Origin of the sequence: Algoriphagus sp., assembly GCF_039969895.1 — a bacterium.
In the GTDB taxonomy this organism is placed as follows: Bacteria; Bacteroidota; Bacteroidia; order Cytophagales; family Cyclobacteriaceae; genus Algoriphagus.
This window is the reverse complement of the sequence record NZ_JBDVMZ010000012.1, coordinates 71,929-88,554: the sequence shown is the minus strand read 5'-3', so window position 1 is coordinate 88,554 and position 16,626 is coordinate 71,929. Positions and strand designations below refer to the sequence as shown.

Annotated in this window: 18 protein-coding genes; 4 read left to right on the top strand and 14 right to left on the bottom strand. The window is 42.2% G+C overall.

The genetic code is table 11. The features are described from left to right. Nucleotides 1-53: 53 nt before the first annotated feature. Together ABJH64_RS06565 and ABJH64_RS06560 are read left to right on the top strand one after the other, a co-directional pair. Entirely contained in the window at nucleotides 54-1,007 is a 954-nt protein-coding gene (locus ABJH64_RS06565) for a fasciclin domain-containing protein (RefSeq protein WP_348275047.1), read from the top strand. 139 nt (nucleotides 1,008-1,146) lie between these two features. Further along, entirely contained in the window at nucleotides 1,147-2,103 is a 957-nt protein-coding gene (locus tag ABJH64_RS06560) for a fasciclin domain-containing protein (protein ID WP_348275046.1), read from the top strand. A 152-nt stretch (nucleotides 2,104-2,255) separates the two neighbouring features. On the opposite strand, the gene gldB is transcribed toward ABJH64_RS06560, so the two are convergent. The 7 genes from gldB to ABJH64_RS06525 all read right to left on the bottom strand — a co-directional run bounded on the left by gldB (nucleotide 2,256) and on the right by ABJH64_RS06525 (nucleotide 9,913). Continuing rightward, nucleotides 2,256-3,269, bottom strand: a complete 1,014-nt coding sequence (gene gldB, locus ABJH64_RS06555) for a gliding motility lipoprotein GldB (RefSeq protein ID WP_348275045.1) — start codon at nucleotides 3,267-3,269, stop codon at nucleotides 2,256-2,258. A 70-nt stretch (nucleotides 3,270-3,339) separates the two neighbouring features. Further along, entirely contained in the window at nucleotides 3,340-4,716 is a 1,377-nt protein-coding gene (locus ABJH64_RS06550) for a nucleotide pyrophosphatase/phosphodiesterase family protein (RefSeq protein WP_348275044.1), read from the bottom strand. A 1-nt stretch (nucleotide 4,717) separates the two neighbouring features. Continuing rightward, nucleotides 4,718-5,929: a metabolite traffic protein EboE gene (gene eboE, locus ABJH64_RS06545; RefSeq protein ID WP_348275043.1), complete on the bottom strand. Its 1,212-nt coding sequence runs from the start codon at nucleotides 5,927-5,929 to the stop codon at nucleotides 4,718-4,720. A 13-nt stretch (nucleotides 5,930-5,942) separates the two neighbouring features. After that, the gene (locus tag ABJH64_RS06540; RefSeq protein ID WP_348275042.1) at nucleotides 5,943-7,097 is read right to left on the bottom strand and encodes a 3-dehydroquinate synthase; all 1,155 of its coding nucleotides are present in this window, start codon (nucleotides 7,095-7,097) and stop codon (nucleotides 5,943-5,945) included. Between the two features lie 71 nt (nucleotides 7,098-7,168). Continuing rightward, nucleotides 7,169-8,083 carry a UbiA-like protein EboC gene (eboC, locus tag ABJH64_RS06535; protein WP_348275041.1) on the bottom strand — a complete coding sequence of 305 codons (915 nt, stop codon included), beginning with the start codon at nucleotides 8,081-8,083 and terminating at the stop codon, nucleotides 7,169-7,171. A gap of 3 nt (nucleotides 8,084-8,086) precedes the next feature. Continuing rightward, nucleotides 8,087-8,992, bottom strand: coding sequence for a TatD family hydrolase (locus tag ABJH64_RS06530; RefSeq protein ID WP_348299446.1), 906 nt, complete (start codon nucleotides 8,990-8,992; stop codon nucleotides 8,087-8,089). A 39-nt stretch (nucleotides 8,993-9,031) separates the two neighbouring features. After that, nucleotides 9,032-9,913, bottom strand: a complete 882-nt coding sequence (locus ABJH64_RS06525) for an EboA domain-containing protein (RefSeq protein ID WP_348275058.1) — start codon at nucleotides 9,911-9,913, stop codon at nucleotides 9,032-9,034. Nucleotides 9,914-10,193: 280 nt separating this feature from the next. Here ABJH64_RS06525 and ABJH64_RS06520 point away from each other — a divergent pair, with 280 nt between their 5' ends. Both ABJH64_RS06520 and ABJH64_RS06515 read left to right on the top strand, forming a co-directional pair. Continuing rightward, nucleotides 10,194-10,844 (top strand): hypothetical protein, encoded by a 651-nt coding sequence (locus ABJH64_RS06520; protein ID WP_348275059.1) that lies wholly within the window; start codon nucleotides 10,194-10,196, stop codon nucleotides 10,842-10,844. An 85-nt stretch (nucleotides 10,845-10,929) separates the two neighbouring features. Continuing rightward, nucleotides 10,930-11,298, top strand: coding sequence for a hypothetical protein (locus ABJH64_RS06515; RefSeq protein ID WP_348275060.1), 369 nt, complete (start codon nucleotides 10,930-10,932; stop codon nucleotides 11,296-11,298). A gap of 44 nt (nucleotides 11,299-11,342) precedes the next feature. Here the strand turns inward: ABJH64_RS06515 and moaA are convergent, their stop codons facing one another. From moaA to ABJH64_RS06480, 7 genes are all read right to left on the bottom strand, one after another. Next, nucleotides 11,343-12,356, bottom strand: coding sequence for a GTP 3',8-cyclase MoaA (gene moaA / locus ABJH64_RS06510; RefSeq protein WP_348275061.1), 1,014 nt, complete (start codon nucleotides 12,354-12,356; stop codon nucleotides 11,343-11,345). Next, complete coding sequence (moaCB, locus tag ABJH64_RS06505; protein WP_348275062.1) at nucleotides 12,340-13,257, bottom strand: bifunctional molybdenum cofactor biosynthesis protein MoaC/MoaB; 918 nt, start codon at nucleotides 13,255-13,257, stop codon at nucleotides 12,340-12,342. The genes moaA and moaCB overlap by 17 nt, the downstream gene beginning before the upstream one ends. Before the next feature lie 166 nt (nucleotides 13,258-13,423). Beyond that, complete coding sequence (locus tag ABJH64_RS06500; RefSeq protein ID WP_348275063.1) at nucleotides 13,424-13,852, bottom strand: molybdenum cofactor biosynthesis protein MoaE; 429 nt, start codon at nucleotides 13,850-13,852, stop codon at nucleotides 13,424-13,426. A gap of 52 nt (nucleotides 13,853-13,904) precedes the next feature. After that, nucleotides 13,905-14,960 carry a HesA/MoeB/ThiF family protein gene (locus tag ABJH64_RS06495; RefSeq protein WP_348337588.1) on the bottom strand — a complete coding sequence of 352 codons (1,056 nt, stop codon included), beginning with the start codon at nucleotides 14,958-14,960 and terminating at the stop codon, nucleotides 13,905-13,907. Next, the gene (locus tag ABJH64_RS06490) at nucleotides 14,947-15,183 is read right to left on the bottom strand and encodes a MoaD/ThiS family protein (RefSeq protein WP_348275065.1); all 237 of its coding nucleotides are present in this window, start codon (nucleotides 15,181-15,183) and stop codon (nucleotides 14,947-14,949) included. The genes ABJH64_RS06495 and ABJH64_RS06490 overlap by 14 nt, the downstream gene beginning before the upstream one ends. Before the next feature lie 28 nt (nucleotides 15,184-15,211). Continuing rightward, nucleotides 15,212-16,024, bottom strand: coding sequence for a uroporphyrinogen-III C-methyltransferase (gene cobA / locus ABJH64_RS06485; RefSeq protein WP_348299448.1), 813 nt, complete (start codon nucleotides 16,022-16,024; stop codon nucleotides 15,212-15,214). Continuing rightward, nucleotides 16,021-16,605 carry a molybdenum cofactor guanylyltransferase gene (locus tag ABJH64_RS06480; RefSeq protein ID WP_348273629.1) on the bottom strand — a complete coding sequence of 195 codons (585 nt, stop codon included), beginning with the start codon at nucleotides 16,603-16,605 and terminating at the stop codon, nucleotides 16,021-16,023. Before ABJH64_RS06480 ends, cobA begins: the two co-directional genes overlap by 4 nt. Between the last annotated feature and the right edge of the window lie 21 nt (nucleotides 16,606-16,626).

The window sequence follows — 16,626 nt, the reverse complement described above, 5'->3', positions numbered from 1 at the left end:
AAACTTTTTTGCTATCAGCCTGTTCACCCTACTCAACCAACAAAACCAACTATATGAAAAATTTTCAATTAAACACCAGACGACTCTTTACGCTTGCCTTAGCTGCCGCTACGCTAGCCAGTTTCTCCTCATGCGATGACGATGATGATCCAATGCCGCAGGCAGATGACGTCGTAGATGTACTTGAAAAAGACGGCGAATTCTCAGTTCTGCTGACAGCTGTGGGCACAGCGGATCTAGATGAGGCACTAATGGGACCAGGTCCTTTTACTGTTTTTGCGCCTACAGATGCAGCTTTTGGAGATTTCCTAACTGATAATGGTCTTACAGCTGATCAGCTTCTAGCTAGTTCAGGTTTGGCAAGTACATTGACGTATCATGTAGTACCTGCAAGTATAACTTCAAGTCAGGTGACTCCCGGTCCTGTCACTTCTTTGGAAGGAAGCAAGTTTTACGTGAGTGTAGATCCAACAGGAGGCGTTTGGATCAACGGAAATACAAGAATTACCGCAGTGGATCAAATGGCAAGTAACGGTGTAATCCATACACTTGACTACGTGATCACTGAGCCAACTCAAAATATTGCTGAAATAGCGGTGGGTTTAAGTACATCTTCTACTCCACAGTTTACGCAGCTAGTTGCGGCCTTGACTAGAGCAGATTTGGTAGGTGCTGTTAGCGGTGATGATTCTGATAACCTTACTGTTTTTGCTCCTACAGATGCTGCATTTGAAGCTTTATACGATGCCTTAGGTGTGTCAGGAGTGAATGATATTCCTTTGGAAACGTTGACCAACGTACTTCTTTATCATGTCGTACCAGCTAGAGCTTTCTCTCAAGATTTGAGAAACGGAGCAAATTTGCCAACTCTATTGACAGGTGAAACACTAGCTGTAGATCTTCCAAATTTGGAAATCAACGACAGTGGATTAGTAGCCTCTTTGTTAAATATTCATGCTACTAACGGCGTGATCCATGTAATCGATGAAGTATTACTGCCAGAATAATTAGGAAGGGTTAATTGTGGAAAGCAAGCCTAACTTTTAGGCTTGTTTTTTTAAATTCTCCTACTCCATATACCCTATTGTTTCCTACAATTTTGTTGATTTTCCTCAATTATCAATTCTTAACCAAAAACCAACTCGAATGAAAAAGTCACACATTATCACCAAAAGGGTGTTGGGTCTTTCCCTCCCTTTCGCACTACTTTTAGGATTTTCTTCATGTAAAGATATCGTAGAAGTGCCTATGCCAGAGACAAACACTGTAGTAGATGTGTTGTTAGAGGATTCTAATTTTTCTACACTTACTACTGCTGTAACCACTGCCGGTCTAGCTGATGCACTAAGTGGAGACGGTCCTTTTACAGTTTTCGCTCCTAATAACATTGCTTTTAATGATTTTCTTGCGGCCAATAATTTGACAGCGAGTGGCCTTCTGGCAAGCCCTGCTTTGGCGACCATTTTGACGTATCACGTAGTACCTGCAAATGTAACTTCAGGACAAGTAGCTGCCGGTCCGGTGACTTCTCTGGAAGGAAGCAAATTCTATGTGAGTATAGATCCTAACGGTGGAGTTTGGATCAATGGTAATACAAGGGTAACAGCTGTGGATAAAATGGCAAGTAACGGTGTAATCCACACATTGAATTATGTGATTACAGAACCCACTCAAAATATAGCTGAGATAGCGGTAGGTCTAAGTACATCTTCAACTCCTCAATTCACACAGCTAGTGGCTGCTCTTGTAAGAGCTGACTTAGTAGGTGCGGTAAGTGGAGGTGACTCTGACAACTTAACAGTATTTGCCCCTACAGATGCTGCTTTTGAAGCACTATACGATGCGCTTGGTGTGTCAGGTATCAATGATATCCCTTTAGAAACCTTGACTAACGTGCTTCTTTATCACGTAGTACCCGCTAGAGCTTTTTCTCAAGATTTGAGAAATGGGGCTAACCTTCCAACTCTTTTGACAGGTAAAACTTTATCAGTTGATCTTCCAAATTTGGAGATTAACGACAGCGGATTAGTTCCTTCTATGCTGAATATTCATGCTACAAATGGAGTGATCCACGTGATTGATCAAGTATTACTTCCAGAATAATTTTTAGTCGGTTTAGTGTTCGGGCGAACTTCGAAAGGAGTTCGCCTTTTTTTTCTTTAAGTCATACTAATCAGGAAAGTGCTGAGTAGAAGTCTCGATTTTTGGGGTTGGGGCATTTTCAGCTGTCCCGCTCTTGATACTTTTTTCAGAGGCTATGAACCGGCTGGTCGTGGTCTATAAGCAGATTCTCTGAAGATTTTCTCTGCATCTGGTTCTGCCATAAGGTCCTGCAGCGAGACACCTTGATTCATCTGGTAATCATCGACGATATTCCAACCAAGCCATCTACCTAAGCGTCCTGGCGCATTCGTGCTGATGGCGTCCGTGAAGGGTGCCTCACCTATGTATTTCCTGATTTCAAAAGGGTTTGTGACATACAGCAACTCGTTTTCCACGAAGTGGGACCAGATCAGTTCCTCGTTGTCAAAACTTTCAGAAATTGCCTCAGGGGTATATCCAATAATGTATTGGTCTGAAGTGCAGGGTAATATTGCCTTGGTAAAGTGATAGGTTTTGCCGTAATAAATCATCTCAGCCAGCAGCGTGTTGTCCAGCGGGTTTGTTTCATTGAATCTAGCAGAAATCGCCATCACAATCATAGGGACGATGTAGGGCTTGTCATAGCGCTCAGCCATGTACCGAGGAAGTTCGGGCTGAAAAGCATGCGTTGGCGGTAGAAAATAATCCAATCCGATGACGATTATCTCATCTGTGACGATCAGATCTGAGTTGAATCCGGATACGAAGGTGTACACTTTGGGTACTTGAAACTCAGGGAAATAGTATTTTATGGATTTGAATGCTGTCTCTAACTCTATTTCAATGTCAGAAAAATCTGCATAAACCTGCTGGACAGAATCAAATAGAACTTGCATGCTGGAGTCTTGATGTATGGCCAAAAGCTCTGCTGCCAAACTATCAGGGCTAGGGTAAAGGTCTAACTGCAAGTATTCTTTCGTGAATTCTGGGTGCTCCTCCATCAAGAATTTGAAATCCCCGGTGCTTTTCGCATCAAAAAACTCCTTATCTATTCTGGTGATTTGAAGATTCACATCCTGATTCAAAATGTCTGATGAAAGCTCACAAGGGGTTTCCTTTTTGCCGCAGGCAAAGGCTAAAATCAGAAAAAGTGAAAAGAAAAGATATCGGCGAGTAAAATGAATCATGTAGAATTTTTTACAAAAATAAGCATTGAGATGGAGTTAGCCTTAAGCATTTCAAACCTCGAATTTCAAATTATTTTCCCCGCACCGCTTTCAATAAAACATCATAAACTTCAGTAGGCTTAATCGCCTCTGAATTCACCAAGGTTTTGTCCTGAGATACCAGCAGAGGCTTATCCAAGTCATCTTCGCTCAGCCGTCCATGAGCACCTTTCACCAATGTTGCGTCTAAAGGAATTACATCCATCAGGTAGCGAAAGCCTAGTTTTTTCTTTAGAACTTTTGACCCAACTGTAAGCATGGGGACTTTGATCTCTGGGTTCAAAATAAGCTCTACAGGATCGTACCCAGGCTTTTTGTGAATATCCACACAGCGGGCATAGTCGGGAGCTTTGGCATCATCCAGCCAGAAATAGTAAGTAAACCAAGAATCTTTATCTGCCATTACAACCAAATCTCCAGATCGCTCATGATCGATGAAATGTTGCTTTTTTCCTTCTTCATCCAGTACCAGTTCCACTCCAGGAGTTTCTTCCAGCAACTTTTTCACTTCAGGCAGTAGCCTTGGATCATTCACGTGTACATGCGCAACCTGATGATCAGCTACCGCAAAAACCTTAGAAGTTCCCGCATCAAGCGTCTCCAGACCCTGTTCATCCTTAACTTGAATCCAGCCTTGCTTTCTAAATAGCCGATTCAAATGTACAGGCTTGCTTACGGAAGTGATCCCATATTCTGAAAGCAGAATCACCTGTGTACCTTGATTTTCGAAGTAGGTGATCAGATCCTCGGCTAGCTCATCCACTTCTTTCAAATACTTTCCGATTTTGTCAAAATCAATCCCATACTTCTGAAGGGAGTAATCCAAATGTGGAATGTAAATCAGGTTTAAAGTTGGATTGTGCCACTCATCGACTTTCTTCGAAGCTTCTGCGATCCACTTGCTTGAGGCAATATTTGCGTTTGGGCCCCAAAAAGAGAAAAGAGGAAACTGACCCAATTCTTTCTGAAGCCTATCCCGAAGCTCCATAGGTTGACTGTGACAATCAGGTTCCTTACGCCCGTCTGCAAGATAAAGTGGTCGTGGGGTCACCGCAAAGTCAGCGCTGGAATACATATTATACCACCAAAACATATTAGCCACAGTAAAATCGGGATTCTCTTTTCTAAGAGTTTCCCAAACTTTCGGAGCTTGTACTAGCTTATTTGACTGACGCCAAAATTTGATTTCACATTCATCCTGGAAGTACCAGCCATTTCCTACGATGCCGTTCTCATTAGGCATTTTTCCAGTAAGATAAACGGATTGGGCTGAGCAAGTGACAGCTGGCAAAACTGGCTCTACCACCGCTCGCTTACCCTTTTCTATCCACTTTTTCAAAAAAGGAGTGTACTTACCGATTACTCTAGGAGATAAGGCTACAATATCTAAGACGACGGTTTTCTTCATTTTAATTTAATTTTCCGATGACCCAGGCTAGTTCTCTGGAAATGGATTCACCTAAGTTAAGTCTGGAATCTTCCGGCAAAACCTCCCAAGTATAGGTTTCTACTTCCAGGTGATTAGTCAAAGAAGGATTTTTTAAAATTTCATTGAGCACAATTGAAATCTGATCTTGAGTAGAGGCTAAAGCACCATAGTTATCCAAGAAAACCGGTACGTGAAAGTGAATCCTCCATTCTTTTTCCTCGGTTGATTCAAGAACCTTCAGTGCCTCAGGTAAGTCTGAGTAGGAATGAAGCATTCCATCTTTCTTCATCGCCACTACTTGATGGAGGTAGGTGGATTCTTCGAAAGGAAGCAAGTTTACCTTGAGCAAATCTCGAGCTGCTGGCTCATGGGGGATAACTACTCTTAGCGCTGCGGAAATTTGAATCTTTCCGATTTTGATTCCTGCTTTCTCAAATTTGGCAAATGTATCAGCTGGCTTTTCATAGACAATTGCAAAGTGACAGACATCGTAACAAACCTGAATGTGCTCTTTCAAAGCCTCTTCGACATCTTCTTCTGAAATCTTCAATTTCTCAACAAGCCATGGTTTTCCAATTGGCAGCAACCACTCTGAAAATAGCCACACCATTTCATCAGAATTCTCCAAGATCCCATCTGGCTCCGGTTCAATATCCAGATGAAGTGATTTACCTGTATGGGATTTGATCTCTGCCAATACTGCTACCACCTCCAGCAAATGCTTGGTCGCTGTTTCCATTCCCGTAGTTAGCTCCCTATCGTTTTTGAACCAATGTCTGTAGGAAATAGGCGAAGTGGAGATGCCACCGTCCATTCCGTCTGGCAACAGCTCAGCTAAAATTTTAAAAGATCGAATGGTATAATCCCGTCGATCTGTAGTAGTCCAATCAGGAAAGTGAACTTGATCTTTGACGGTAGTTCGGTGAAAATCTCCGTATGGAAAGCCATTTAGCGTAAAAACGTAGGCATTTTCTGATTCAAGCCACTTCTTGAATTGAGTCAGTTGATCTGGCTTTTCCAAAACCAAACTTGCTTCATGTGAAAGTCTTAACCCAATGCCAAAAGCCTGCTGCACCTTCAATCGCTCCTTTACTTCTGGGATATATTTCTTCAGGTTTTCAAAGGTCGCCTCCCAACTTTCTCCTGGGTGAATATTGCTGCAATAACTAAGGTGAAAATCTTGGACTTTCATGATAAGAGCATATTTAACTGTTAACTAGATTTTCCTCTTTGTTAAAATTTTTGAGGAGATCTACTGATTTCCAGATAAGTTCATGATTCATTTCATGTACTTCCTCGCCTTTGCCTAAATCTTTCAAAAGCATAATAGTAAGCTGACCTCCAAGATGTTCTTGGAATTCCTTCAACCCTTTGATGAGATTGTCTCCACCCAATTCTGGAGCAAAAAGTTCAAATCCTAAGGTCTTAAAAACAGCAATAATCCTGGAGAGATCATCTTCTGAAATCCATCCTTTCAGGTAGGAGTAGGTGGAATCCAAAGCTATTCCTATAGCTACTGCTTCTCCGTGCCGAATTCTAAAATCACTCAAATGCTCCAGTTTATGCGCAGCCCAATGTCCAAAGTCCAATGGGCGTGAAGAGCCAAACTCGAAAGGATCCTTACCAGAAATATGGTCTAGATGCATACGTGCACATCGAATGATCAGCTCTTTCATAGGAGTCATATCACGGGCAGCAAGCGAAGCAGCGTGATCCTCAATCCATGTAAAAAAGCTCAAATCCTTGATCAAGGCCACCTTGATGGCTTCAGAGATTCCAGATCTCCAGTCTCTGTCGTCTAAGGTTTTAAGAAAGTTAAAATCATTTAGAACTGCATAAGGTGGAGTGAAAGTGCCTAAATAGTTTTTCTTACCAAATAAATTTACTGAGTTTTTTACACCGACTGCGGAGTCATTTTGCGATAGAACTGTGGTAGGAATTCGGATCAAGCGAATACCTCTGTGAGAAATCGCTGCTGCAAAACCTACCATATCGATCACTGCTCCTCCACCTATGACAGCAATATAGGAATGCCTATCTATGTCGTATAAGTGCGTCGCTTCAACAATCTTTTTGTACAACGATTCATCATTTTTCGATTCCTCTCCACCTATTACTAGGATTGGGTCACAGGGAATAGAAAACATCTCCGAATTCGCCTCTGCGAAGGTTAAAATCTGCTTAGTCAAATTGGGATGAGCATCTGAAACACCTTGATCAATGATAAAAAGAACTTTTGCGTGCCGTTTAGTAGCCAAAAGATCCACAAACAGTGTGTTTTGTACGGAGAATATATCCTCTGAAAAACACACTTGATAGGTAAATGGGACAGAAAAGGATTGTTCAATAATCGTATTCATAATCAATAAAGTATAGGCTTAAAGCAGGCTTTGGAATAAATACATTTCCAATTGGCTTATAGTTCTTTGTCTTAGGTGACAGCAAATTTTTTGGCTAGCCAGAGAGAAATTGGAAGCAACAATAAGACTATTATTCCAATCTTCCATCCTGCAAAAGCTGCTGCGATGGAAGCATTGACAATAATTAGGGAAATTACAGCGGCTTTGACAGACTTGCCTATGAGTTTGGGGTTTTGACTGCGTATGGCCTTTACTAAGGGAGGAAATATCATGTAGCTGAGAAGAGCCAAAAATGGCAATACTTCCCAGAGTGCTGTTGCGTGGAGGATCGGCATAGTGCCAATTATCCCTATCACGAATACATACATGGCTAGCCCTACGAATAATGCATTTCTATTTTTTCCATGCACCTCACCCCTACTGATCATAGTAATCGCAGCTACGAAAATCAGAGGAATTAATCCCAATGGCCAAAATGTAGCTAAAGTCTCAGGTATGACTGATACCCCTAGAAGTAAGTTTCCAGTACGACAAAGTCCCATATTGATAGGGCCAAGGATGGTTTGGTGCTTTCCCCAATAATCATACAGAACAGCCAATAAGGCAACTGCAAGAGCTATTCCTGCGGAAATTAAATTCACTTGAGCTGCTGCAAGCACACCCACTGCAAGAAGTATTAAGGACATCCAAGCTGCGCCAGATTTGCTGGCTCTTCCGCTAGGAATGGGCCTTTCTGGTCTTTCGACTGCATCCAGTTCTGAATCGAATACGTCGTTGAATGCAACTCCACCTGCATACAATCCAATGGTGCTCAAGGAAAGCCAAGCTAAGTTTACTAGGAATTCATTTGATGCAGAGCCCCAATCAGAAAGTATGAATGCCCAAGCGCCAGCGATCGCAAATCCTGCCCAGATATCAGCTATGGCTGTAACGACATTTGCCGGTCTGGTGAGTTGTAAATAGGCGAACAGCCGAGAAGTATTCATGGTTTAGTTTTCTACAAAATCTGAAGAACCTTCTACACGAGGTGTTTGTCCGCCCCGAAGAACTGAATTTCCACTCATTTTTTTGGTCTGATCTAGCGGTGCTGCATTTAGCCAATCCTGCTCATCCATTTGTCCGCTTTGGCCGAATGCGGTTAATGCATTTTGGTAAGTTACCAACTTGATATGCTCTTCTGGAATCCCAGATTTACGCATAAGATCTGCAGTTTTTGGCACGGCTAAGGGATCAGAAATCCCCCAATCCGCAGCAGAATTGACGATTATTCGCTCTGGTCCATAGTGCTTCACTATTTCTACCATGCGCTCCGAGCCCATCTTGGTATGTGGATAAATAGTGAATCCAGCATAATAGCCACGCTCCAAAACTTCCTTCACCGTCTCCTCATTATTATGATCTACGATCACCATCTTAGGATCCATTCCATGCTCTTCAGATACATCCATGCTTCGAAGTGTACCTTTTCGCTTGTCTCGATGTGGCGTGTGGATAAGTACAGGAAGTTCTACTTCTTTGGCCAACTCCAATTGCAGCCGATAAAACTTATCCTCGGCTGCCGTCTGATCATCATAACCTATTTCTCCTATTGCTACTACACCTTCTTTGCCTACATAAAGCGGTAAAAGCTCCATCACCTGTTCAGCCAAGGGTTCATTATTCGCTTCTTTCGAGTTCAGACCCATAGTGCAATAATGCACAATCCCGAACTGACTGGCTCGAAATCGCTCCCAGCCTACTAAGGTGCTGAAATAATCTTTGAAGCTTCCGACTTCCGTTCTGGGCTGACCCAACCAAAAAGCAGGCTCGATGATCGCAACTATTCCAGCCTTTTGCATGGCTTCATAGTCATCTGTGGTACGGGATACGACGTGGATATGTGGATCTATATACATGAGTTCTGAATTTAAAATGAATGAAATTAAAATCGGGATTTAAACGCGGGTTTGCTGAAATTCTGTTCCAATTTTCTCCCATTCCACGGCCTCTAAGTCTAGTGCCGCTACTTGAGTAGGGTAGGATTCCAGGATTTCTTTGGCAGGTAAATAAGCAGAGGTTATGATAGCCAAAAGAGCAGCTTTTATCTGAAGCTCATCTTTAGTAGCCAATACTTTCTTTAGGTCTTCGAGGTATTCCTCATTGATAAACGGAGAAATTAATCTCCATATTTCAGGCATTACTTCTCTGCCTGCTGCCCAACGCTCATGCGCAAAATCACGTGCTATTGCTGCCAAAGTTGGATTTCTTCTTTCTTCCAACCCTTGAATCCTATACAAAGGGCGCTGCATAAATATGGACTTTAGAACCATCTGATTCCAGTTTGCCTCAGGAAAAAACTTAGCAGCAAATGGATTGTTCAATGCAATTGCATCAAAAACCAAGGAAATATTGGTACGTAATCCATCGATCGCTCTAGGAATCAAATCTTCCTGAAAAGGCATTAAAGGCAAGGAGGCGAAAAGTGCCTGATGCTCATGCATATCGGCTGTTTCAAATAGCTGATTCATAGTAGTAAACCACACCTCTTTATTCTGTGGATAACTTAGCAGTAAAACCGTACGGGCCGTTTGCAGTTGATCCCAATAGTGCGGTTGGAAGCCAGCGATGAGGTTATCTGCCTGGTTTATTTGCGCTGTTGATACCTCAAGTTTTTCCTTCGGAAAATAACGGGAAGCTTGGCTGAATGCCAGAAAAAACTTCTGAGGCTGACTTTCAGAACTGATTCGCTCGATTTGTTTTTGAAGCCAGTCCAGCCCTTTCTGATTTGCTTGGTTTTCCAGCAATTGGGTGAGAAAGCTATTCAATTGGTTTTGCATAGGTGAGTTGCCGTTTAGGGTTTATCGTCAACTTTATTTTTATTCGGTGAAATACGTTGAAATCTTCCAGAAAATCCACCTAGATAATGCTCAGCGGTAGGAAAAAGTGCTTTTGCTGACTAAAATCACGTGGAAGCACTTCATTTATTACATTAGGTAAAGATAGCGTTTTAAATTCCCTTATTTTTTTGGGACTTTTGGCAGCGTCAAGTCTGACTTTCTTCTTTCAGATAAACTTACGCTGCTAGCATTCACTCACTTTTACTGATTGAAATTGGTTATGACAGTTAGTTCATTTTTCATTGCTCTCTGTGGATTAGGTTGGATCATAGCCTATGTGGAAGCTTTGCGTCTTGGGTTTCGGGACAAAACTTATGGCATACCTTTTATCACGCTTGCACTCAATTTCACATGGGAAATCTACTACACTTATCAAGGATATTTAGAGTTTGGATCCCATGTCTCTACTTATGTCAATTGTGTTTGGGTTTTGATAGACGTGGGAATTCTTTACACCTACTTCAAGTATGGGCATCAGGAAGTCCGCACTAGCAAAACCACTTTTTATGTTCAAGCTGGAGCTTTGGTGCTTTTCTGTATGATCGTTCAGCATCTTGCTTTCCTGCAGCTTGGGGTAATCCATGGAGCACTTTACGTGGGGTATCTGATTAATTTTCTAATGTCCTTCCTTTTTATCCGCATGTACTTTAGAAGACCGAAGCTGCAAGGGCAGTCATTGTGGATTGCTATTCCCAAATGCATAGGAACATTCTCTACGACCATCTTATTTGGTATGATTGGTTCCAAAACAGCAGGAGGAGTTCACGAGCCAATTCTCTACATCGGTTTGATAATTTTTGCGACGGATCTGGTTTATATTACGCTGTTGATGAGGAGAAAGAAACAGCTCAAACTTGCCAAAATACAGTAATTAAGAGTGTAGTGGGTAGAGACTTCTGGAAGATACCAGATCATTACTTTGTTTATATCGCTATCTAAACCAAACAAAAAATCTAGTGAAAAGAGCAATTCCTATTCTATTAATTCTGACGTTGAATTCGTGTTACCTCCTGGGTGAAAACGGTATCAAAGTAGCGATCAAAAATAAATCCAACGAGCCTATTACAAACTTGGAATTCTCTACAACCGAAAACCTAGAAGTAATTAGAATTGACAGAATTGAGCCAAAAGAACAGATAAATGACTTTTTATCAATGGAGAAAAATAAATTGGATGGAGGTTATACGCTAACTTATACTCGTGCAAATGGAGAAACTGAATTACTTCAAGCTGGATATTACACGGTTGGAGGTTCGCTTGACCAAAGCATAAAATTTACTATTGAAGCGGACACTACAATGATAGTATTCAGTGATTATTATTAAATGGCAGTTGAAAACGCAGGTAAAGGCATTTTTGAAGTCAACCTTCACCCTCCAATCGCAATCATGCTCCTGTTATCAGAATGCAGGGCAGGATCAGATAATTTTTCCATACTATCCATGCCAGCACGAACGGCTTTTTTGTTGAGAATGGATTCCAAAATCAGGTTTTCCACATTTTCACCCCCACGCATTGCAGCTAGTAAATCGGTTTCCTGATTGGAAAAAAGACAATTCTTAATGCGTCCGTTTGCCGTCAGACGAATCCGGTTGCAACTTCCACAGAAGGGATTGGTCACCGAAGAGATGATCCCGAAATCTCCATTGTATCCGGCAATCTTAAATTTTCGGGCGGTGAAGTTCTCTTCGTTGGGCAGGGAAGTAACTTGGCTAGCACCGAAGTAAAAACTTACTTGATCGAGGATTTCCTGCTCGGAAACCATCTTTGACCTGTCCCAACGATTGCCATCGAATGGCATGAACTCTATAAAGCGAACCGAAACTTGATGGTTTTTGGTCATCTTCACAAAGTCAATCAACTCATCATCATTGATTCCCTTGATAAGAACTGCATTGATTTTTAGGTCGAAGTTGTGGTCATGTAGCAGCTTAAAATTCTCCAGCGTTTTTTGGAAACCTGTCCTTCTGGTAAGTTCTTGAAAGCGCTCTTCTTTTAGCGTATCCAGACTAAAATTGATCTTTCTGATTCCTAGTTTTTGGAAGTTATCCACATGCCTATCCATTAGCAAACCGTTCGTGGTAATGGAAAGATCGACTGGCATTTGTGAAAGGCCCTCGAGAATAACCCCTATATCTTTGCGCAGCAGAGGTTCTCCGCCTGTGAGACGAATTTTATTCACACCCAAGCCCACAAAAATCCGGGCAAACTCCAGCACTTCTTCCGCGCTCATCAAGTGAGCTTTTGGACTAAGTGGAATTCCCTCGGCAGGCATACAGTAGCTACAGCGCAGATTACACTTCTCTATCAGGGAAATCCGCAGGTAATTGTGGACTCTTCCAAACTTATCTCTCAGCTCCTGAATATTACCCGATTGGGTCATGATTCGCTCCTTTTAAAATTTTAAATACATGCAACACATGCGGGAAAACCGCATCCATTGATTCCTTTGCTCCGTTTGTCGATCCCGGTAAAGCCAAAACTATGCTGTCACCAATGGTTCCTGCCACGGATCTGGAAAGCATCGCAAAAGGCATAATTTTTTGTCCGTAACTTCTGATTGCTTCCTCTATACCAGGAATTCTTCGCTCCAAAATTGGCTCCAAAGCCTCTGGAGTCACATCCCGTTTTGAAAGCCCAGTACCACCTGTGAAAATTACAAGCTGATTCTTTTCAGTATGCTCAAAAGCCTTGTTTCGTATTTGTTCCAATTCATCCGGAATGACCTCATAGGAAGCTACTTCAACTCCATGCAATTTCAACTTATCCACAATCACTTTTCCGGCCTTATCTTCTTTGATCCCTTTTGAAATAGAATCTGAACAAACTACCACCGCCGCTTGGATTAACTTTGGGTTTTTGTCTTTGAAACTGGATTTGCCACCTGTCTTCTCTACCAACCCGATCTCACGGATAACAATTCCCTTATCGATAGGCTTCAGCATATCATACATCGTCAAGGCAATCACTGAAGCTCCATGCATAGCTTCCACTTCTACACCTGTTTTGTAAACGGTCTTCACCGTAATGTAAATCCGTATCTCAAGTCCGTCAATCTCATATTCCACTGCGGTGTATTCCACAGGAAGCGGATGACAATCGGGAATGGTTATGTGCGTGTTTTTCACTGCGAAAAGTCCAGCCACCTTAGCCATTTCGAAGACATTGCCTTTTGGAACACGATTTTCCACTACCGCTGCAATGGTCTCTCCAGAACTGACCTGTACAATCGCTTGAGCTTTTGCCGTGCGAAGTGTCGTGACTTTATGTGTGATATCTACCATTTGTTTACCTTATTATCTGCAAATATGCCCCTTGACGTACTTTCATTGTTTAATTTGCTGAAAGACCCAAGACCGGTGATCGAAGTTGCCTAAATGATAACTTTCATCGTACTATAAGTCGCATTAGTCTTTTTTTTGATGGAGTTGCAGATTGATATGTTTTTGTTTAGCTATTAACTTTCCATTGATGATCGGCATTGTCTAGTATCTCCTTGCCGAAGATCGGTATCTCCTCCTTCACTTGATTCACTAGCCATTCGGTGGCTTCATAAACCTGCTTTCTTCTTGGTGAGGAAACGAAGACAAAAATGCAAATCTCTCCGACTTTTACCGTACCCAAACTATGGTAAATATGGAGGCAAGTCAGATCAAATTTCTCAAAAGCTGCCTCTCGAATCTCATGTAACTTCTCATTGGCCATTTCCTCATAGGCAGTGTATTCTATGGCCACCACTTTCTGCTCACCCACCTCATCTCCACGAACCTGTCCAAGGAAAATGTTATGTGCGCCAATGCTATGCTTGCCTTGATGCTTCGCAATGGAATCAGCTATAAATTCAGGGGAGATCGCTCCCTCAAGAAATACTTTTTTCATCTGTTTCTCAATTAATCTACCAGTTTAAACTACAGCAGAAATTGTTTAAATTTTAAAATGACGTCTTTTCGGTCTTCCGGCTTCTGTCTGCATTCAACAGATCCTTAGCTCCTCCGCGGATTAGCTTCAACTTCTCAAATCCTTTTCGGGCCAGCAAATCAGCTGCCTTTCTGCTCCTAATTCCAGATTGACAAAAGATTCGAATTTCTGCACTTTTATCCAAGCTACTGAATTCCTTTTCCAAGGTGGAAAGCGGAATGTGCAGCACAGTCTCCAAACTCACCTCGGGCAATTCTCCGAGTTCCCGCACGTCGAGCAAAATTGAATCTCCCAAAAGGGCCTCCTCTGGAGAGATTATTTCAAATGATTCAGAAATATGAGGCTTTTTTGGCTTGGGAACATTACCAAATTCAAATACTTGCTGTGTATTGTTCAGCAAATTGTAAATCAGAAGTTTGCCGGAAAGCACCTCTCCGATTCCCAAAATGATCTTCATGGCCTCATTTGCCTGAAGCATTCCGATCAAGCCAACCGTCGTACCCAATACTCCTGCTTCTGCACAATTCGGAGCTGATTTATTATCCTCCGGGAAAATATCCCGGTAAGTCGGTCCTCCTTCGAAATTGAAAACGGAAACCTGTCCTTGAAATTGATGTATTGAGCCATAGACGAAGGGTTTCCCACAGGCTATGCACGTATCGTCGATGACATATCTGATAAACAGATTATCCGTGGCATCGATAATTAGGTCAAAGTCTGAAAAGATTTCTGCGGCATTTTTAGCAGTTAAAAACTCCTCAAAAACCAAAACTTCTAGGCCAGGATTTTTCTTGACTAAATCCTGTGCAGCTTCTGAAGTTTTGTACAAGCCAACTTGCTCAGTGGAGTATAAAATCTGCCGATGAAGGTTGGACTCTTCTATTTTATCTCCGTCCACGATCCCGATTTTGCCGATTCCAGCTGCAGCCAGATAGGGTAAAACAGCACAGCCCAAACCACCTGCTCCCACCACCAAAACACGACTAGCTTTTAGCTTTTGTTGACCGGAAATTCCAATTCCCTGTAGGATGATTTGTCGCTGGAATCTCTCCATCTCAACCTCCTGCAAAGGGTGGAAGCAGCGCTACTTCGTCTGCTTCAGAAATAGTCACGGCTTGGTTTTTTGAAACGATTTTTCGGTTGATAGCTACCTGAAATGGGAAGTGTCCAATGGCATACTTTGAATCCAGCAGAGCCAGTAAGTCTGTCAGACTCATGGATTTTTGCGCTAGGGTTTCAGAGTCACTTTGAACCGCTTCTGCGATATTTCCAAAATAGTTTACTGTAATCATAGCTTGAAGATAATACAGATATCTAGGATTAATTACTGAAAGGCAAGGTATTCAGGTTTTGGAAAATAAACTCATCTTCCAAAATCCAGTCTTCCTTGAGTTGCTTTTTCACTCTTGCCAGATGTACTACCTCGCCCAAAACAATGACTGCGGGTGATTTGATTCCTTGGTTAGTGCAGATTTCTAAAATGTTCTCAATCGTCCCTATTACTTCTTTTTGCTCCGCTTTGGTGCCGTCTTGGATGATTGCAACCGGCAAATCTGCTTTTCCTACTGAGGTGTAAATCTCTACAATTTCTTTCAATTTGCTCATTCCCATCAGCACGACTACCGTAGCAGAGGACTGAGCGGCTAAGTTTAGATCTTTGGAAAGTTCCCTCTTGCTCGTTGTACCAGTGATGACCCAGAAGCTTTCGGCCACTCCTCTCGCGGTCACCGGAATCCCTACTGATGTAGGTACTGCCACGCTGGATGATATCCCAGGAATCACGTTCACTTCGATTCCATTTTCCAATGCATAATTTTCCTCTTCTTTTCCTCTGCCAAATACGAAGGGATCACCGCCTTTTACGCGAACTACATGGCCAAATTCTGTGGCATAGTTCACCATGAGTTCATTGATCTGGTCTTGTGTATGGCTATGATTGCCTTTTCTTTTCCCTACAAAAACAAGTAATGCCCGATTGGCGTGCTGCAAAATTTCCTCATTGACCAAGGAATCGTAAAGCACCACATCAGCATCATTTAGAGCCTTGACACCCTTCAGCGTAAGAAGTTCCGGGTCTCCTGGACCGGCTCCGAGAAGGGTTAGTTTGGGTAATTTTCCAGTTATAGTCTTCATAGGTCGCCTTGGTTAAGAATCTGTAGTTCTGCTTTACTGTTGATGTTTCTGATGAGTGGTTTCTCATCTTGGGTGATGTTTATTTTATGATGGGATATCATATTTACCAAAGGACAAAGCTTTAATTTATCCGCAGAAATGGCTTCGGAAAAGGCGTTTGCTGCCTTTTTTTGATACATGCCAATGAGTGGATAATCATTTTTTCCATCAGTTAAAAAAGTAGCCAAAGCATCCTTTTTCTCGGATTCTGCAGCCAGTTTCCGAAGAAGAGCGGATGTGATTTTTGGTACATCGCAGCTGAGAATTAGATTTTGCTTGGTATCCGAGTGCTTTAAAGCGGTATAAATTCCTCCAACTGGGCCCATATTGGAGTGAACGTCCTCTATCATCGGCAAGCCTACCAAACTGTAATCCCCATTGCTGGTCACTAAGATGATGTTGGAAGTAACAGGCATAATCGCTTCAATAATCCAGCGGATAAAGGGTTTACCTTTGTAGAAAACCAACCCTTTTTCAGACCGCATTCTAGTACTTTTTCCTCCGCAGAGTATGTAAGCTGATAGGTTTGCTGAATTTTTCATAGCTCTTTTACCTCGTCAGCT